The 17,541-nt window shown below is 40.1% G+C and carries 20 protein-coding genes and 1 pseudogene; 15 read left to right on the forward strand and 6 right to left on the reverse strand.

Annotation, left to right across the window (positions count from 1 at the left end; genetic code table 11):
• Positions 1 to 67: 67 nt before the first annotated feature.
• Positions 68 to 1,516: a MocR-like pyridoxine biosynthesis transcription factor PdxR gene (gene pdxR / locus CXL14_RS03560; RefSeq protein WP_014419376.1), complete on the forward strand. Its 1,449-nt coding sequence runs from the start codon at positions 68 to 70 to the stop codon at positions 1,514 to 1,516.
• A gap of 42 nt (positions 1,517 to 1,558) precedes the next feature.
• Here pdxR and CXL14_RS20360 read toward each other — a convergent pair.
• Positions 1,559 to 1,700 (reverse strand): annotated as a pseudogene (locus tag CXL14_RS20360) (DUF255 domain-containing protein); the annotation flags it as partial.
• 388 nt (positions 1,701 to 2,088) lie between these two features.
• Here CXL14_RS20360 and CXL14_RS03570 point away from each other — a divergent pair.
• From CXL14_RS03570 to CXL14_RS03580, 3 genes are all read left to right on the forward strand, one after another.
• The gene (locus CXL14_RS03570) at positions 2,089 to 3,078 is read left to right on the forward strand and encodes a S8 family peptidase (protein ID WP_014419375.1); all 990 of its coding nucleotides are present in this window, start codon (positions 2,089 to 2,091) and stop codon (positions 3,076 to 3,078) included.
• 14 nt (positions 3,079 to 3,092) lie between these two features.
• The gene (locus CXL14_RS03575) at positions 3,093 to 3,878 is read left to right on the forward strand and encodes an SAR2788 family putative toxin (protein ID WP_101287668.1); all 786 of its coding nucleotides are present in this window, start codon (positions 3,093 to 3,095) and stop codon (positions 3,876 to 3,878) included.
• Between the two features lie 62 nt (positions 3,879 to 3,940).
• Positions 3,941 to 4,399, forward strand: coding sequence for a hypothetical protein (locus CXL14_RS03580; protein WP_014419373.1), 459 nt, complete (start codon positions 3,941 to 3,943; stop codon positions 4,397 to 4,399).
• Between the two features lie 128 nt (positions 4,400 to 4,527).
• Here the strand turns inward: CXL14_RS03580 and CXL14_RS03585 are convergent, their stop codons facing one another.
• Entirely contained in the window at positions 4,528 to 5,073 is a 546-nt protein-coding gene (locus tag CXL14_RS03585) for a hypothetical protein (RefSeq protein WP_014419372.1), read from the reverse strand.
• Positions 5,074 to 5,377: 304 nt separating this feature from the next.
• Here CXL14_RS03585 and CXL14_RS03590 point away from each other — a divergent pair, with 304 nt between their 5' ends.
• From CXL14_RS03590 to CXL14_RS03600, 3 genes are read left to right on the forward strand one after another with little or no spacing between them, the layout of a single operon-like run.
• The gene (locus CXL14_RS03590; RefSeq protein ID WP_014419371.1) at positions 5,378 to 5,830 is read left to right on the forward strand and encodes a hypothetical protein; all 453 of its coding nucleotides are present in this window, start codon (positions 5,378 to 5,380) and stop codon (positions 5,828 to 5,830) included.
• 14 nt (positions 5,831 to 5,844) lie between these two features.
• Positions 5,845 to 6,273, forward strand: coding sequence for an NUDIX domain-containing protein (locus tag CXL14_RS03595; RefSeq protein WP_014419370.1), 429 nt, complete (start codon positions 5,845 to 5,847; stop codon positions 6,271 to 6,273).
• A 2-nt stretch (positions 6,274 to 6,275) separates the two neighbouring features.
• Positions 6,276 to 6,923, forward strand: coding sequence for an HAD family hydrolase (locus CXL14_RS03600; RefSeq protein ID WP_014419369.1), 648 nt, complete (start codon positions 6,276 to 6,278; stop codon positions 6,921 to 6,923).
• A 246-nt stretch (positions 6,924 to 7,169) separates the two neighbouring features.
• Here the strand turns inward: CXL14_RS03600 and CXL14_RS03605 are convergent, their stop codons facing one another.
• Both CXL14_RS03605 and CXL14_RS03610 read right to left on the reverse strand, forming a co-directional pair.
• Positions 7,170 to 8,036 carry a DUF1259 domain-containing protein gene (locus CXL14_RS03605; protein WP_014419368.1) on the reverse strand — a complete coding sequence of 289 codons (867 nt, stop codon included), beginning with the start codon at positions 8,034 to 8,036 and terminating at the stop codon, positions 7,170 to 7,172.
• Between the two features lie 335 nt (positions 8,037 to 8,371).
• Positions 8,372 to 8,803, reverse strand: a complete 432-nt coding sequence (locus tag CXL14_RS03610; protein WP_014419367.1) for a GNAT family N-acetyltransferase — start codon at positions 8,801 to 8,803, stop codon at positions 8,372 to 8,374.
• 120 nt (positions 8,804 to 8,923) lie between these two features.
• On the opposite strand from CXL14_RS03610, the gene CXL14_RS03615 reads away from it, so the two are divergent.
• From CXL14_RS03615 to CXL14_RS03650, 8 genes are all read left to right on the forward strand, one after another.
• Positions 8,924 to 9,376, forward strand: a complete 453-nt coding sequence (locus CXL14_RS03615) for a MarR family winged helix-turn-helix transcriptional regulator (protein ID WP_014419366.1) — start codon at positions 8,924 to 8,926, stop codon at positions 9,374 to 9,376.
• Positions 9,377 to 9,544: 168 nt separating this feature from the next.
• A complete protein-coding gene (locus CXL14_RS03620; RefSeq protein ID WP_012118921.1) occupies positions 9,545 to 10,423 on the forward strand; it encodes a YitT family protein in 879 nt (292 codons plus the stop codon).
• Between the two features lie 111 nt (positions 10,424 to 10,534).
• Positions 10,535 to 10,996, forward strand: coding sequence for a MarR family winged helix-turn-helix transcriptional regulator (locus CXL14_RS03625; RefSeq protein WP_014722085.1), 462 nt, complete (start codon positions 10,535 to 10,537; stop codon positions 10,994 to 10,996).
• 13 nt (positions 10,997 to 11,009) lie between these two features.
• Entirely contained in the window at positions 11,010 to 11,648 is a 639-nt protein-coding gene (locus CXL14_RS03630) for a nitroreductase family protein (protein ID WP_014419365.1), read from the forward strand.
• A 30-nt stretch (positions 11,649 to 11,678) separates the two neighbouring features.
• Positions 11,679 to 12,047, forward strand: a complete 369-nt coding sequence (locus CXL14_RS03635) for a DUF1304 domain-containing protein (protein WP_014419364.1) — start codon at positions 11,679 to 11,681, stop codon at positions 12,045 to 12,047.
• A gap of 301 nt (positions 12,048 to 12,348) precedes the next feature.
• A complete protein-coding gene (locus tag CXL14_RS03640) occupies positions 12,349 to 13,242 on the forward strand; it encodes a DMT family transporter (protein ID WP_014419363.1) in 894 nt (297 codons plus the stop codon).
• Positions 13,243 to 13,333: 91 nt separating this feature from the next.
• Complete coding sequence (locus CXL14_RS03645; RefSeq protein ID WP_014419362.1) at positions 13,334 to 14,551, forward strand: MFS transporter; 1,218 nt, start codon at positions 13,334 to 13,336, stop codon at positions 14,549 to 14,551.
• Positions 14,552 to 14,601: 50 nt separating this feature from the next.
• Positions 14,602 to 15,111 carry a DinB family protein gene (locus tag CXL14_RS03650; protein ID WP_014419361.1) on the forward strand — a complete coding sequence of 170 codons (510 nt, stop codon included), beginning with the start codon at positions 14,602 to 14,604 and terminating at the stop codon, positions 15,109 to 15,111.
• A gap of 77 nt (positions 15,112 to 15,188) precedes the next feature.
• On the opposite strand, the gene CXL14_RS03655 is transcribed toward CXL14_RS03650, so the two are convergent.
• Both CXL14_RS03655 and CXL14_RS03660 read right to left on the reverse strand, forming a co-directional pair.
• Positions 15,189 to 15,851: a GntR family transcriptional regulator gene (locus tag CXL14_RS03655; protein WP_014419360.1), complete on the reverse strand. Its 663-nt coding sequence runs from the start codon at positions 15,849 to 15,851 to the stop codon at positions 15,189 to 15,191.
• A 79-nt stretch (positions 15,852 to 15,930) separates the two neighbouring features.
• A complete protein-coding gene (locus CXL14_RS03660) occupies positions 15,931 to 17,475 on the reverse strand; it encodes a glycoside hydrolase family 32 protein (RefSeq protein ID WP_014419359.1) in 1,545 nt (514 codons plus the stop codon).
• Between the last annotated feature and the right edge of the window lie 66 nt (positions 17,476 to 17,541).

Consider the following 17,541-nt stretch of genomic DNA (forward strand, 5'->3'; position numbering starts at 1 on the left):
ATTTGATGATATGACTTCAACCAGTTAAATAGATTTTGACCCAACCACTTTAAGGAGGATACTTTTTATGAGCGCTCCAGAAGAAAAAAAGATGAAAAAGCTTCCTAAGTACATACAAATCATTCAATTTATAAAAGAGAAAATAGGAAATGGAGAATGGCCGATTGGAAGTAAGATTCCAAGCCAGCGCACGCTTGCCAAACACTTTGAGGTGAACAGGAGCACAGTCATTACAGCTTTAGAGGAATTGACGGCGGATGGATTAATCGAAGGCAGAATGGGCAAAGGGACAGTTGTTACGAACAATACATGGACACTTTTGGCTAAGAATTCCGCCCCCGATTGGGATCAGTATGTAACCTCCGGAATCCAGCAGCCAAGCCAAAAAATTGTTCAAGAGATCAATAAATCAGAATCAAATTCCGATCTTATACAGCTCAGTAAAGGAGAACTTTCACATGAGATTTTTCCTTTAGCTGCTATGAAAAAGATGATGGGAAAGGTATCTCAAAACATAGAGGCATTCGGGTATGAGGAACCAAAAGGATATTTGCCTTTGAGAGAGGCATTAAGCGGCTATTTAAGAACAATCGGTATTCAAGCTTCATCTTCTTCCATTCTTATTGTTTCGGGCGCACTGCAAGCCTTGCAGCTGATATCAATGGGGCTTTTGCAAAGGGGATCGACCGTTTATCTTGACCAGCCTTCCTATCTTTATTCATTACACGTATTTCAATCAGCCGGTATGAAGCTGACTGGAGTTCCTATGGATAATGATGGACTTTTGCCGGAACATATCCACATGGCAAGGGGGGAACGGGGAAGGGCTATTTTATATACAAATCCTTGTTTTCATAATCCGACAGGTATTTTAATGTCAAAAAAGAGACGAGAAGAAATCCTTGCGGCAAGTGAGAATGCACAGCTTCCCATTATTGAAGATGACATTTATCGTGAGTTATGGATAGATGAGATTCCTCCAGATCCTATTAAAACAATTGATAAAAATGGGCATGTGCTTTACATAGGCAGTTTATCGAAAACATTAAGTCCGGGCTTAAGGATTGGATGGATCGTCGGGCCGGAACCAGTGATTGAACGTTTATCCGACATAAAAATGCAAACAGATTACGGCTCCAGTTCGTTATCCCAGAGAGTAGCGGCAGAGTGGTTTACATCCGGTGAATACCAGCAGCATCTAGAACAGGTGAGAAGTCAATTAAAGGTGAGAAGACAATTGGTCATGAGTCTCTTAGAAACCAATTTGAAGAATGTCGCTACATGGAATATGCCGAAGGGAGGATTCTTTGTCTGGGTAAAAATATTGCCTTCACTATCTATGAAATTACTTTATACAAAAGCTTTGACAAAAGGGATACTTCTCAATCTCGGCAGTATCTATGCTCAAGAAAAAGGGAACTATATTCGCTTATCATATGCTTATGCATCTCTTGAAGACCTTCAAAAGGGAATTTATGAATTGGGTTTGATGATTAAGGAATTGGCAAGCAGATAAATATATAATGATTACTTTAATAGAAAGAGACATGCTATCAATGACAAGAATCGGCTTGTTTTCGCGTTTCGCTTTTTCAAATGCTTCTTCTCCCCACGGGTGCCAGTTTACGGGGGTGTGGGCGTGTTGGAGTAAATGGAGACATCTCATCGATTAATCTATTGGGTTTGTTGTTAATTGGCATGGGCTCACCTGCTTTCATGATCCTGGGAAGTTTTCGAGATAAAAAGAGAAAACTCCGGTGATCAAATTCGATTAAGTTAAATGGCGAATTGTTCGCTGACTACGGTTGGGGTACTGGTTTAAAAATAATGAGGAGAACTTGATATTCAAAGAACCGTAAGAGAAAGATTATCTTTAAAACCGTCACTAGCAGAAGTCTTCAAAATTATTTAAGTTAATATGCCAGTTATTGAGATTTGTTTTAAATATGTATTTGAAGGTCAATTTTCTTTATAGTGACTAAGAAATACACTACTTTATAACTGCAATGTATCAATGAAATATTTCCTAAAAAAACTTTGATTTTTAATTGTAGATTGATATAATAGTTTTGTTATTCTTGGCCAAGGATGAGAATATTTTCAAATCTTCAAAAAGTGGTGTTAGCAATTAAAAAACCTCATATTTTATTATTTATATTAATCTTTACATTAGGTTTTTTTGCGTGCTTTTTATTCATTTTTAAGCATATAGAGAGAAATGGAACAGAAAAAATTAATCATAACCGTGTACAAGAAGTACCGTGGGGGGTGAAAAAAATCAATGCTGCTTCAATATGGACTTCAAGAGAGAAACAGAAAGTGAAAGTTGCTATATTAGACAGTGGTATTGATAAAGAGCATAAAGATTTAAAAGGGAAAGTTAAAGGAGAATTTAATCCAATAAACATGACTTTAACCTCAGATGATGATGTGGGGCATGGAACTGCTATTGCAGGCATTATAGCAGCTAAAGATAATAGTTTTGGATTAGTTGGAATTGCTCCAGACACTGAAATATATTCAGTTAAAGTACTAAATTCAAAAGGAAAAGGTTCATTAGATAACCTTGTTAAAGCTATAGAGTGGTGTATTGATAATAATATTCAGGTAATAAATTTGAGTTTTGGATTATCCAAAGATAAACCGTTGTTAAGAGGTGCAATTGATAAAGCAGTAAACAGTGGGATCATAATCGTTGCGGCCGCAGGTAACAATTATGGTGGAGATGTTGATTATCCAGCAGCTTATGAAAAAGTTCTCTCTATTAATGCTGTAGATAGAAATAATAAAATAGCTAACTTTTCACCTAAAGGAAAGATTGACTTTTCTGCACCTGGTGTAGATATACCGATACTATCCCTCAATAATGGATATAAAACTGAAAGTGGTACATCTTTAGCAGCTGCACATGTTACCGGTGTAATATCATTAATTTTACAAAATAGAGATAAATTCGGAATTAATTCAAAAGAGGATATTTATAATCAGGTTAACCATGTATTGTCCAAATTGTCCATCGATCTTGGAAAGAAAGGAAGAGATGAAATTTATGGAAAAGGTTTTTTATCTTTTAAGTAAAGGGGTTAATTTGAATGAAATGTTTTAAAAAGAGTATTGCAGTTATTTTAAGCCTAGTATTAACTTTCACTTTTATTTTACATAATGAATCAAAAGCTGAGGCTTTAAACAATAAGGATTACCAAATTGTAACAAACGATGAAGAGAAATTAGTAATCACAGCGGAAAAAGGCGGAGTTAAAGGTTTAATGACTTTAGATAAAGAAAATATGAAACTTTCATTAATAACCGATGAAATTTCGCAGAAGACTGGTGAAAAAGGTAAAGAATATAAAGTTAATATTGAAAATGCTACAAATGAGAAGATAGAAGCAACTTTTACTGATACGGAAACAAATAAAAAATATGAGATTAATTCAGATGAGGTAACAGCTTCTTTTGTTTGGTTTATACCTATAGGAATAGTTATTGGAGAGGCACTTTTAGCGCATTTAATTTCAATTGGATTAGCTGTGACTATTTCAGGAGTGACTTATGTTGCCTATTCTGAGTTTAGGAAGCGTAAAAGAACCTATTCTCATTATATGGCAGTAAGAAAGTCTAAAGGATTATTTATCGGTAATGGTTTGAAAAGACCTGCTGCAATTGCACGCCTTAAAAGGGGTGATGACACTTGGTCTACGTCGAAGAACAATGCCAAATCTATTGCTAAAGCCGCAAGTCCGATTAAAAAAATAGTTGGTCCGGAGATAGATAAAAAGGGTAAAGGTAAACATTATCATTATCACTCGATCTCTAGGTATAAACATGGAAAAGGTGTCCGTATGAAAGCTCATGCTTTCTATGGTGCAGCAAGATAATATAGATTAATTTATAAACATCTAACTTTAAAGTAATTAAAAGATAGGAGAAGGAGGTAACTATGTTAATTATTGATCACAACCCAAAGGATCAGCTGTATTCAGAGTTAATTGATTTGGCTTTCGAAATTTGCGACGAATTTCATTTAGTTTTAAGAAAAGATATGGGATCTTTAAAATCATTCGATCCTCTGTTAAAAAAACTTGAAAGTTCGTTGAAAGTAATGAAAGAGCAATCAGAATGGGCCAGTACTATTCTAGGAGACAATCAAAAAGCAAAAGTTTATTACTATTATACAGATGAAAACGCAAAAAACATTCTGAAAGAATCCGCAAATTCTTTATATGCTTGGGAGCAGCCACATTTACCAGAAGACTTGTCTTTTTTCAAAGATGGAAAGGAGTGGTTGGTAACATGCTCTCATGAAGAAGAAAGTTATATCGATACTGAAGATGATAAAGAAATACAAAGAATATTGAGTATACCAGGATTAAAAGTGCATTTTGAAAAATGGGATTAAAACCATTCAACTTTTTATAAAAGAGTTGCATGGTTTTTAGTGAATAATAATATATATAAGTAAGGAAACCGTATAGAATGGTTTCCTTACTTATTAAACTAACATTATTCAATTGGGATTTTTCTTGTTTATTTCTTGACTAATACATATTGTTTATCTTCCAAATAGAATATATGACTAAGGTGATTTATATCTTTAAACTTTATATGTTTTCCAAATTGTAAAGTATTTAAATTGATAACTACATCCATACTGTCATCTTTATCTTCATCTTCATATCCATCTAAGCAGGAATATATTTCAACTGATTCACCTTTTGACAAGTGTTTTTCAATGAAAAGAAAAAGTGATTTAATAGATTTACGTTGGCCAGGTGTATTGTTGGCGTGTAAGTACCCTTGTAATTCATATATATAAGGATGTGTGAATTTGTTTCTGACTGCTTCATATCCAGGATCTAAATGAACAATATCAATTCCGTATGCATCTTCTTCTGTGTCATAAACCTTTACAAGTGAATTTTCGCTGTTCTTTCGATTTTTTTTAAATTGAGAGCGTTTGTTGACATCAATTCCTTTTATTTCTAGTTCGGAAATGGGCTTAAGTGTAGGATTCCTGCCATACTCACCAATAGGAAGTTCTTTGTCAGCCCCAATAAAATGATGTAAAGTCAATCTATTTCCTCCTTTATTTTATACAACTAAAATACTCAATCTGACTTTGGATAATGAGATCTTTTTTGTTGTGTCTAACTATGATACTCCGTGTTTGCTTGCCTCATCAAGGCTTGATAATGTTTGGAGGCTGAAGATGGATGATGTGACTGATTTTTAGGCACAAGTTTTTCTTTAGGGAAAGAGGAACCGAATTGAATTAATTTAATTGTTATATTGTCGACGTATACTCCATCAATGTCCATTTAGATTGTATGTTTACAGCTGCAGCTTTTTCTTCGACTATTTCTAACGTTCTTTCAAGTTGATTATATATGTATCCGGAAAATTAAGTATACCGTTTGACCAATTCCAGCGTTATGAAGATTTCGTTGCCAGAATACCAACAATTGAAGAAAAATTGAAGCAGAATAGCATTAAATCTACTCTGCCGGATGCAGCGCCAACAAATCTGCATTGGGTTCTTCCTCAATATGTAACAGAAGCAGTGGAGGAATTTTTAAATCATTTGTCTTTATTATCTGAAGACCTTATTAATGGTGATACCTTACTGCACGCTCCGGTATGGGAACTATGCTGGGATCGTGTTCAAGCAGAAGAGGGTCTTCGTACCAATGTACCTGGATTCTATGTTGCCGGAGATGCCATTGGATGGGCACGCGGAATTATTCAAGCAGCGACTACTGGAATCGTTATTGCAAGAGATATTCTTAATGGTAAAAAACCTTGCGATAAGGAGCTGACATCTACTGTCTAAAAGGAGGACTAACAGTGGAAAAAACAGAGCACCCAAGAGTGGGAGTCGGAGCATTTATTCTGAATGAGGAACAGGAATTACTATTAGTTTTACGAAAGAAGGACCCCGAAGCTAATCATTGGAGTATACCCGGCGGTAAAGTTGAGTGGATGGAAAAGGCAGAAGATACAGTTATCCGTGAAATAAAAGAGGAAGTAGGGGTCACTATTCAGGTTGATTCTTTACTTTGTGTCACAAACCATATTTTACATGATGAGGAGACTCATTGGGTATGTCCGACGTATCAATGCAGTATTCAAACTGGGACTGTAAGAAACTGCGAGTTAAATGCAATAATTGATGTTGGCTGGTTTTCTCTTCAAAATTTGCCTGATCCCTTAACGTTAACTACTAAAAATGCTTTAGAGAGTTATCTTAATAAATTTGAAAGTCAGAGAAAATAAAAATGCATACAATTTTATTCGATTTAGATGGAACCTTGGTAAATAGTGAATGGTTGGCAAAAGAGGCTTATAATCATGGAATTGAAACAGTATTAAAGAGAAAATTAACGAATGAAGAGAGAGAGTCTCTTGTCGGTAAGCCTATTGCGGTTTTTTTGAGAAGATTTCCAAACGAGGCAGAGCAAATACGTTCCTCGATATTGCAGTATTTCGAAAATAAAATCCATCAAATCAGACCGTATCCGGGTGTTATCTCTTTGCTGGAAAGTTTAAGTGAAAGAGGATATGGTTTGGGGATTGTGACCTCACAATTGAAAAAATTTGCTTATGGCGAGTTAATCAATAATAAATTAGATGGGTTTTTTAAAGTCGTTCTCACGGCTGAAGATTGTGATGAGTACAAACCGAGTCCTAAGCCATTACTAACAGCGATAAATCACTTACATGCAGATATAAGCGATTGTTTATATATTGGAGATCAAATGACAGATATTGAGGCAGCTCATGCTGCTGATATGAAAAGTGCGGGCGCATTATGGGGAGAGGGGAATCTTACACACTTATCTGCAGCTTCACCGACATACTTTGTAAAAGAACCCCATCAACTTCTTCGGATTCTGCAAGACAAAAACTATTCCGCTGCTTTTTAACATTCTCACATTAAAGGATTCAGGATAAAAAAGCCGCCGACAAAGCGGCTTTTCTTAAGTTAAGATGCCAAATATAAAAAAAAGGCTAACCTCTGCTCTCCTTGTTTTATTCAAACTTCAATCTGTATGGTTATGTCTTTCCTAGAGGCACATAGGCTTGGTTTTTGAAGAGTAAATCTTTTTTGTTTTCGGTTGATCATATGTAAAAGCGATTATTTTAATCGCTTTTTGATACTTCAAAACATGCTAAGCTTTGACCTCTTTATCAGTAAGCACTCTTAAAGCATCTCTCACTTTTAAGGCGAAGTTGACAGGTTTATCAATCGATTCGAAATGAATATACATCAGTCTCGGTTTATCAAACAGCCAGTGATTGTGAAGTGACGTTACAGTCAGATCATGTTTCCGAAGGATGCTGATAAATGGATTGATTTCTTTTTGCAGAATTACAGTTTCTCCGCTGCAAAGAGCACGGCCGTCTTTTGTCATTGATTCAAATGAAAACATTTGCGGAATGAGCAAAAATGATCTTCCGGGCCGTCCCAGTACTACTGGTTTTATATTCGTTCGGGATCTCATTACTGTACAAATTCCATTTTCAAACGTATGCATGGTTCCGCCTAGAATATCGTTGAATTCGTCACAAAGACCATGCCGTTCAATCATTTCCCCGTCAGTTTTTGGTACCGCACGCACAGTTTTAGTAGTTAGAACTCTCAGGGCCTCTCTCACTTTTCTTGCAAAATTGAGAGGTTTATCAATTGATTCAAAATGCATAAACATCAGACGCGGTTTATCAAACAGCCAATGGTTATGAACGGCAGTTACGATGATACCGAATTTGCGCAGCTCACTCATTAACGGGTTCACTTCTTCTTGCAGTAAAACAGTCTCACCTAAACATAAAGCTCTGCCTTCCCGATCCATGCTTTCAAATGAAAAGGCCTGAGGAATAAAAGGAAATGCCTCGGCTCTTCTTCCGAGTACCACCGGATGAATGTTGCTTCGAAATCTTGTCGCCGTACATACGCCATTTACGACACTTGGCGTTGAATTGAGAATTCTAGCAAATTCTTTGCAGAGCCGTGATGGCTCCATACTCGTTTCTTCCACTTCATATCTCCTCCTGGAATCTATTTATAACGTACTTAGTATTAAAGATATGTGAAGATAGAAAGAATGTAACGCGTCAGCAGTCCATATTAGAGAGAATCAGCCTTTCTTGCATAATTCAGGATTTCATTCCCTTTTTATAATCTCTTTAACTGTTAATTTTTAATAGATTAAAAGCTTTTGATCGGACTATTTAAGAAATGAAAACACTATAAATTGGTAGTTTTATCCTGGGTTTGATTTTTTTAAGGCGTTCAGGCTAAGAAAAAAAGCCTTTATACAAGGCTTTCGGTAAATAATTCATACAGCCGTTTGGCTGCTCATTCAGTGACAGCTCACAGCTCTTTTGTCATCAAGACATGCGGGATGCCGTCTTCCATAAATTCCGGTGAATCTGTCTGATAGCCCAGTTTGTGATAAAAGCCTTCCGCATGTGTTTGTCCATGCAGTTTACATTGGGTGATGCCTTTTTCTTTTACCATGTTTTCTAATTCGCTTATGATGACTTTGCCCAACCCATATTTGCGGTAAGGCTTCAGGATGCAGATTCGTTCGAGCTTGCCTGTATGGTTTACGATGCGGACGCGTCCTGTGCCGGCAGGCTGATTTTCATGATAAACCAAGACATGCCCGCACTGTTCCTCAAGTGTATCGAACTGATCAAATTCATCGGATTCAGGTACTTGCTGTTCCTCAATGAATACTGCTTTTCTAATCTCAAGCGCTGCTTGTAAATCAATTTCCGTTGTTATCCTTTTTATCTGCATGATCAACCAATCCTTTTCACATGTTAGTCTGGACTGCACGGCTTGCTTGTGTTCTTATAGAAGTAACGATAAAACAATTATATTGCAAATGCAACAAAAACATGAAGGGTTTGAAAAGATATGACTGATATTTTGCGGGAAATCGGTATGATCGCACGGGCACTGGATTCCATCAGCAATATTGAATTTAAGGAATTAGACTTAACAAAAGGGCAGTATCTCTATCTTGTGCGTATATGTGAAAACCCGGGAGTGATACAGGAAAAAGTGGCGGAAATGATTAAAGTAGACCGAACAACAGCGGCGAGAGCAATCAAAAAATTGGAAATACAAGGGTTTATTGAAAAGCGTCCTGATGATCAAAATAAAAAAATAAAAAAACTGTTCCCGACTGAAAAAGGGAGAAAGGTTTATCCGTTATTGCAAAGAGAAGGAGAGCATTCTGGGGAGGTAGCCCTGTCCGGCTTTACATCTGAGGAAAAAGAAACCATTTTCAGCCTTCTTCAGCGGGTGAGAAAAAATATAGAACATGATTGGGAATATGTGAAGAAGGGGAATAAAAGAGATTATTGATGGTTATTAATTCCTTTTGGTGAATGATTAAAGTCATAAATGGATACGTTATCTGTGAAATCTCCTTCCTCGGTTCCTGCTTCAACATAGCCGATAGGCTTATTTTTAACGAAAAGTATCAATTATGGTATATTTAAATAAGAAAAAATAATTGAAGCGGGGAATGATATGAGTACAATCGAAAAACAAAGACGTAAGAAATTCAGAGTGAAATCAATCGTACGGGCCATCATGGTCATCATCGGCGGAATTATTGCCGCGTATGGACTGGAAACCGTATTGATTCCGAATAGTGTATCTGACGGCGGTGTAACCGGACTCAGCATTGTCGGTTCACAGCTGTTTCATTTGCCTCTTGGGATCTTAATTGCGGTGATCAATATACCGTTTGTCTGGTTAGGATATAAGCAAATCGGGAAAGGTTTTGCGTTTCTATCAATTATCGGTATTGTCTCACTTGCCGCGGGCACGAGTTTTTTCCACCACACACCGGCTATCATCGAGGGAGACACCCTGTTAATCACCGTTGTCGGCGGGATTATTCTCGGCTTTGGAATGGGATTGGCATTGCGCAACGGCGGCGCATTAGATGGAATTGATATGCTGGCTGTGCTTCTGTCACGGAAATTGCCGTTTGGCACGAGCGACCTCATTTTATTTTTAAACATGTTTGTGTTTATTTTTGTTTCTTTTGTATTTGGGCTGCAAGGCGCATTGCTTTCGGTCATTGCTTACTACATTGCATCTAAGGTGATTCATGTGGTTGAGGAAGGCTTAAGCGGTTCTAAAACATTTCAGATTATCACCAATGAGCCTGCATTAATGGTAGAGACCATTCGTGAAGAATTGGGCCGGAGCGCTACTTATAAAGAAGCATACGGCGGTTTTTCTCATGAAAAATTCCAAGAAATCACATGTGTCATCAACCGTTTGGAAGAAACCAAACTGAAAGAAATTATTAATGACATTGATAAACAAGCCTTTGTGACGGTATATGATGTCGCAGAAGTAAAAGGCAGTAATTTCAGAAAAGTCCATAATCATTAAGTAGAGAGCTGCCGTTAACCGGCAGCTTTTTTTAAAAAAGGAGAAAAAACTTGCAAAAAAAGAATGGCGGCTGTATATTATTGATATATCAAATATTGACTAGTCAATTAATTGCGCAAAAGAAAGTGGGGATGGGTTTTGACAGCATGTTGTTCAGAGGAAGGCGAGATTTTATATCAGCTCCAATCACTGCACAAAGTGATCGGCACGAAGTTTGAAGCGTGCACCGGAATCAGCCAATCCCGCCTTGAGCTTCTCGCCGTGCTTTTTTACGTCGACGAGATCAGCCAAAGCGATCTTCAGAAAAAGGTGAATATTGATGGCGCAGCCGTGACAAGACACTTGAAACAGCTTGAAGCCAAAGAAATGGTCACAAGAAGGCGGAAGCCCGAGGACAACCGAATTATACTTGTCCGGCTTACTGATCAGGGGCGGGAGAGAATTGAGGCTTCCAAAAAGGAGAAGGAGCGTTTCATAAAGGAAATGCTTGCCGGTGTCAGCGAGGAAGAACGCAGTATGTTAAAAAACGTATTGTCGCAGATGCAGAATAATATAGAAAATATGAAAGCATAGGAGTGTATTACACATGAAAACAGAACTGAAAACAAACGACTTTATGGACATTATGAAAGGCCGCCGTTCCATTCGGAATTACGATCCGGCTGTTAAAATCAGCAAAGAAGAAATGACTCAAATTCTGGAAGAAGCAACGACAGCACCGTCTTCAGTCAACGCGCAGCCGTGGCGTTTTCTCGTCATTGACAGCCCTGAAGGAAAAGAAAAACTCGCGCCGCTTGCCAGCTTTAACCAAACACAAGTCAGCACATCATCTGCGGTGATCGCGGTTTTCGCAGATATGAACAATGATGACTATTTAGAAGAAATCTATTCGAAAGCGGTCGAACTGGGCTACATGCCGCAGGAAGTAAAAGACAGACAAATCGCTGCGTTGACGGCGCACTTTGAAAAACTTCCGGAGCAAGTGAACCGTGAAACGATTCTGATCGACGGAGGCCTCGTTTCCATGCAGCTGATGCTTACGGCACGCGCGCACGGCTATGACACAAACCCGATCGGCGGCTACGATAAAGAAAAGATCGCCGAGGTTTTCGGAATGGATAAAGAGCGTTATGTACCGGTCATGCTGTTATCAATCGGAAAAGCGGCAGACGAAGGATATGCTTCCTACCGTCTTCCTATCGAAACAATCGCACAATGGAAATAAGGTTGAGGTAAAGCTGAGAGGAGAGGGACAGTGGACATAATTGCGGCTGTTTTCGTCGGAATTGTAGCTTTAGAACATATATTTATCATGATACTTGAAATGTTTTTTATCAATTCGAAGGCAGCTAAGCGGTCCTTCAAATTGCCGAAGCATTTAGAAGGTGACCGGAATGTAGCGGTCATGTTTGCAAATCAAGGTCTGTATAATGGATTTCTGGCTGCCGGTCTCATTTGGGGGCTGATCCTCGGAGCTGATCCGATGGGCCATATGATTCAACTGTTTTTCGTCATCTGTGTGGTCATCGCGGCCATTTTCGGAGGCTTTACTTCAAACAAATCAATTATCGTAAAACAAGGACTTCCGGCTGTTTTAGCGCTTATTTTTCTTTTAGCGGCGTAGCAGACGGAGTGAGGGCTTCCGGAATGGGAGCCCTCTTTTTTTATTCTGTTTTGAAAATCATTCCTGATAAATGGGTGATTCCGGTCGCTTGTTCTTAAGATGATAGATTAATTTGAAAGCCGATGCCTGCGCGCATCGGCTTTTTTTCGGGTGATAGAAATACATTTTAGTATATAAAACAAAAAGGGAAACTGCTCACAGAATCGAAATAAATAATATTCGCACTAAGGAAAGGTGTAAATCTATGAGCAAAGTCTAAGTGAATACTCCGCCAAAACTAAACCATCCGTTTCTCGCCGGAATGTTGTTTATGATTGTTGGTAGGCTGTGTTTTGCCTCAAAATCGATCTTTATTAAGTGGGCTTACACATTCGGAGCCACCCCGGAGTCAACGCTATTTTTCAGACAAATGATTGCAACCCCTCTTTTTTGCATCATTTTTCTTATGTATCGTGCAAAATTATCTGAAAAACCGGCAAAGGCTGATATAGTCAGAGCAGGGATCACGGGTCTGCTCGTTTTTTTTCTATCTCCGCTGTTGGACTTTATCGGGCTGCATTATGTTTCAGCTATTGTAGAAAGGATGCTCGTTATGAGTTATCCGATTTTTGTCATGATTATCTCGTTTTTCGGAAAAATGGAGAAAATAACCGCTGCAGACATCATTTCTGTCGTTGTGGTCAGCATAGGAATCTTTTTTTCCATTGGCGGCTGGAACCTGCACGAATTGAGTGCTAATATATTTGGCGCTTTTCTCGTTCTTCTGTCGTCCGCGGTTTACGGACTTTATTTGGTCTTATCCGGTCAGCTTGTTCGCAAAGTAGGGAGTATCCGTATGAATGCATATGGGATGTCCTTAGCAAGCATTGCCATGGTGCTTTTTTTAATCGCAAGAAAGGGTTTTGGTTATCAGACAGAGCTATGGTCGTTTCAGCCACCCGTATATTTCCTTTTTTTTATCATTGCTGTATTTACAACAGTCGTTCCTTTTTTATTTATGCTGGAAGGTATCAAACGGATTGGGGCAGTAAGAGGGTCTTTGATTTCAATGATGGGCCCGATCATCACAATCATCTTTGGCGCTTTTTTCTTGGGCGAGCGCTTAACATGGATACAGTGGATAGGCTGTTTCATTGTCCTAAGCATGATTACTTTTTCGGAAGGCAGGAAGATCAAATTAAAGCTGAGAGCCTGACATACGAAAGCCTCCCACTAAGGAGAGAAAGTAAACGAAAAAATAAGCCGATGCCTGCGCGCATCGGCTTTGGGGAGTGAGGTTGCTGAGGATGAATATGAAGAGAGCGTATTATGCTATTTTATACAGCCAGACCGCTATCAACTTGGGGTTCTCACTTTATACGATGGCTGTCATCTTGTTTTTGTTTACAAAAACCGGTTCGACGGCGATGGCCTCTCTTATGACGTTCGTCAGCATTGTATGTCGCGTATTGGGCAGCGCCGTTTTGCCGCTGGTCACCGGCCGGTTCACGCTTCGTTCTTTGTTAATCAGTTCTCAATTGATACAGATCACACTGTTAGTCTGTTTGTTTTTTGTCATCCAAGTTGGTTCATCTGCATTCTTTTTTCTGCTGTTTTGTCTGATCGGAGGCATTTCTTTTTGCAACGGATGGTTTGCTCCGATAAAAAGCGCGCTGATTGGGGAAATCATTCCTCCTGATCGAAGGGCGAAAGCGAACGGTTTATTATCTGCGGCGGATCAAACCGTTCAGTTTGCGGGGTGGTCTCTCGGCGGCGTCATCATAGCGTTCTTGGGAGAGAGCGATACAATGATCGTCACTGTCATGTTATTGGTTTCTTCGGTTTTGGGCATCATTCTGTTTCTTCAAGTACGCATGTGTGCGCCGGCAGCAGTCAGGGAACGTTCCCTTTTTGCAGATGCGGCAAGCGGCTGGGTGTATTTATTTCAGCAAAAACAGCTCAGGGTTCTCATTGTGATGGATGTGATCGAATCGTGGGCAGGCATGATATGGATCGGGTCTGTGTCCTTAACTTATGTGCATGACGTCCTTCATAAAGGAGAGGCTTGGTGGGGGTATGTCAACGGAGTCTATTATGCAGGGACGATGATCGGCGGACTGATCATCTATAAGCTATCCGGTAAGTTTCAGCATCATCTCATTCCGCTTATGTTGACGGGAGCTTTGGCATATGGAATGTTCACGTTTATTTATGGGTTGATCACAAGCGCCGTTACGGCCCTTTTTCTGGTGCTGTGTATGGGGCCGGCTTGTGTATTACGAGATCTCACGCAGGAAACATTACTTCAAAACATCACGACCGAAAAGACAAGGGTCAATATATTAGCGGCGAGATCAGCTTTAGTTCAGTTCATTTTTATGTTTTCCATTATCGGAACGGGGGTTATCTCGGATGTATTCGGCGTGCGGTTTATTTATATTGGCGCAGGCCTCCTCTTATTAATTTCGGCTTTTATCGGATTTTCTCAGCTGCGAATGAAGAAGATGGTACAAAGCCGCATGTAGTGTAGTATAATTAGGAACGTACGTTCTATATCGAGAGAGGAGAGGGTAATGTGGGACATCTGGCACTGAAATTGTATGATTATCATCTTTGGGCAAATCAGCAAATATTCACCCGGCTTAAAGAGCTTCCGGAGGATGTGTATCGTAAGGAGATTCAAAGTGTCTTTCCGTCGATAGCCGGTGTATTGACTCATGTGTATCTGTCGGATAAGGGGTGGTTTGATGTGTTCTCCGGAGAGCGTCTGGAGGATACGCTGAAATCAGCTGAACAGCAAAAAGAGGACATCTTGTCTAAAGAGATAGAAGAGCTGGAAGATATGTTCTCGGAATTATCAGACCGGTATCAATTATTTTTGCAAAAGGAAGAAAATATCAGTCTCCCCCTTGAAATAGAGCATCCGTCAGGTGACATCATGAAAACCGCAGCGGCCGATATGATCCTCCATGTTGTGAACCACGGAACGTATCATCGCGGGAATATAACAGCCATGCTCAGACAGATGGGGTATGCTTCTGTGCCTACGGATTACGGTATTTATTTATATATAAACAAAAAGTAAACAAGACAGCCAACGCGGCTGTCTTGTGATATCAGTAAAAAAGCCAAATCATATGAGTGATTTGGCTTTTTCGTTTGCTATGCCATGTTCTGCAGCCGTTCTAAACTGTTTTTCCAATTCGCTTCAAGCGCTGTAAAAGCAGCGGCGGCATCTTGCTGTTCTAATGCGTGAATGATATCAGAATGTTCATTATATGATCTGTTTAAAGCGCCGTTTTCACTGAAATAGCGGATTTCCATTCTCTGAATTTTGACTTTCAGGCTTACTAGCAATTTGTGAAGTTCGGCGTTGTCCGCAAGCAGAATGATGCGATGGTGAAATGCATTGTCCGCTTCCAGGGTGGCCAGTTTATCGCCGTCTTTCATCATTTGAAGAAGATTTTCATTCAGCTGTTTCAATTCCTGAATCACGGCATCGTCCACATGCGGGAGAGCTTGCTGCAATGCGAGTTTTTCAAGCGTCCAGACGATGGAATACAAGTTTTCCGCTTCTTTTAACTCAATCGGAGCGACAAGCGTCCATCTGTTCGCTTTTGTTATCACCAAGCCGTCATCTTCCAGCCGCAATAAGGCTTCCCGTATCGGGGTGCGGCTGATTCCCAATGTTTCCGACAAATCCTTGTCCTTTAACTTTGTTTCCGGTTTGAGCTTGCCCGTTATGATCCAGTTTCTGAGTGTGCGATACACTTCGTCCCGCATGATGGTTCTTTTCAGCACAGGTTCTTTGTTTTGATTATCCAATGGAACACCTCATGAATCGTAGTATACATATTTGCATTTTACCACAGTCCGGGCGCTGGTTAGAAATGAAGAGGGACGTCTAAGAATGAATCGAACCGAGATGCTTCATCTCAATATGCTGAAAGTCAGCGGAGCCGCCTTCAGAAAAGAGCGTGATTCCCTGATCTTCGTGTTTTGGGAACACTTCATTTGTCAGAACGGTTTTTCCGTCGTCTGCAAATACTTCAATACTTGTTTTGTCTACGAGAATTTTCAGATGGACGCGCCCTTTGTTTCCGTCAAATGGGGCTTTGCTTTCGGCGTATGCGCCGGTTTTATCAGGCTGGCCTGTAAACGATCTGTTCACATAGGCGTAGCCGCCTTCTGCTGAAATACCGACATCAATATGCCGGCTTTGGTCTGCCGATTCTCTGAGTCTGACGCCTGCATTTTTGATATCTGACCAAGCGATATCCATATCAAGCTGATATGTATCACCTTTGATCGGCAGTGTCTCTGAACCGTTCACCTGTTTGTGTTCTATGCTGTCAGTTGAAGAGGTTAATTGGTTCAATGCTTCAACCGGCTCTGACACAAGGCTGTATGTGCCGCCGTCCTGCTGCTGAAGGCGGATTTCACGGACGATAGAATCCGTGCCGTTAAAGCCGTTTTTTAGTGTCGGTGTTTCATTCGGATAATCCCAATTGTTCATCCATGCCAGCGCATAGCGTTTTGTCAGCGGATCTTCGCTTTTACCGTCCTCAAATGTGACGCCGCCGTACCAGTCAAAGCCGTAATCGAGCCATTGTGGTTCTTCTTGATCGGCGGTAAATTCCTTCCCGTCAAAGTTTCCGGTCCAATACGCGTACGTATTCGGTTTGCCTGCGGGTTTGCCGTTTGCGCTTACGCCTAGAACCCACTTGGCTGTTCCGTCATCTCCACGCATCATATAAAGGTCGGGGCATTCGACGAGACCGATCTGCTGAGTGATAAAACCGCCCGTGTAAGTCCAATTTTTCAAATCGGGTGATTCATAAAAACCGATTTTTTCGCCTTCGGCCATGGCCATCACCCATTTGTCATCCTGTTCATCCCAGATCACTTTCGGGTCCCGGAAATCCTTAGTTCCCGGATTTTTCATCACGGGCTGATCACTATAGGAAGTAAACGTTTTTCCTTTATCCGTGCTGTACCATAAATATTGTTCCTGGGCTTTTGTTTTGGCTGTCGGCTGCGTTGTGACGGCGACCAGCGCGTTTTTGCCGAAGCCCGCCGTGTTGTGTTTATCAATGACGACAGAACCGGACCATATATCGCCGTTTTCGTTGGTGTATTTCGGAATAGCCGTGCCTTCGTCCGTCCAGTGCACCAAGTCCTCTGATACGGCGTGCCGCCATTCTGTGCCGTTGCCGTTCGGGTAATCCCGATTATAAAGATAGTAGTAATGATATTTCCCCTCGAAAAAAATGGGCTTTTGAGGGTCGTTTTTCCATTTGTCCGGGGTCGTAAAATGATACGCCGCCCGGTAATCCTTCTTATGCTCCGTGTTTGTGTCAGAGGAATTGTGGGTTTTGTTCGGCAGTAAGCCGACAAACAGGAACGCACCCAAAAAGATCAATATTACAATGGGCCATTTTCGTACCATGATTGAATTCACCATCTTGTTGAGAAATAAAAGAAAATGCCAATGAAGTATCGGCATTTTCTTTTT

This window comes from Bacillus sp. SJ-10 (assembly GCF_002843505.1).
Classification (GTDB): Bacteria; Bacillota; Bacilli; order Bacillales; family Bacillaceae; genus Bacillus; species Bacillus velezensis.